Genomic DNA, 693 nt, shown 5'->3' with positions numbered 1-693 from the left:
TGCAGCAAGCGTCGCGATCGTCAGCGCGAGCGGCCGCAGCGCGGCCACCGGCAGGCCGAGCGCGGCCGCCTGATCGTCGCCGAGCGCGAGCATGTCGAGCGGCTTCGCGAGCCACGCAAACACGGGCACCGCGAGCACGCACCACGGCAGCAGCATCGACACTTCGCCCCAGCTCCGGCCATACGTCCCGCCGACGAGCCACACGACGAAGCGCGCGGGCTGCACGCTTTCCTGCGTGATCAGCCACTGTGCGAGCGTGGTCCACAGCGCGCCGATCACGATACCCGTCAGCGCCACCGCGAGCGGCGCGTAGCGATGCCGGTGATTCAGCGCGAGCGTGATCGCGAGCGACAGGCCGCCGCCGATCAGCGCCGCGACCGCGAGCGTCACGTGGCCCATCAACGGCCACGTCGACAGCGCGAACAGCGTGACGAGCCCCGCGCCCTGCGTGACGCCAAGCACTTCGGGGCCCGCGAGCGGATTGCGCACGACGCTTTGCATCGCGACGCCGCTCACCGCCAGCAACGCGCCGGCAAGCAGCGCGCACAACAGGCGCGGCATGCGCAGGTCGATCAGCATCCGCGCGAGCGCATCGTGACCGGACAGCGCATCGGACCAGCGCGCGATCGACAGCCACTCGGGGCCGGCCGACACGCCGACGAACACGACCAGCACGCCTACGACGACGAACAA

The 693-nt window shown here is 71.3% G+C and carries 1 protein-coding gene; it reads right to left on the bottom strand.

The window, feature by feature from the left end; genetic code table 11:
* A partial coding sequence (locus G3N93_RS40845; RefSeq protein ID WP_206135617.1) for an iron chelate uptake ABC transporter family permease subunit occupies window positions 1-693 on the bottom strand: 693 nt, incomplete at both ends.

Source organism: Burkholderia sp. Se-20378, from assembly GCF_017104665.1.
GTDB classification, from domain to species: Bacteria; Pseudomonadota; Gammaproteobacteria; order Burkholderiales; family Burkholderiaceae; genus Burkholderia; species Burkholderia lata.
The sequence above is the reverse complement of the archived record's forward strand: the minus strand, read 5'-3'. Positions and strand labels throughout refer to the sequence as shown.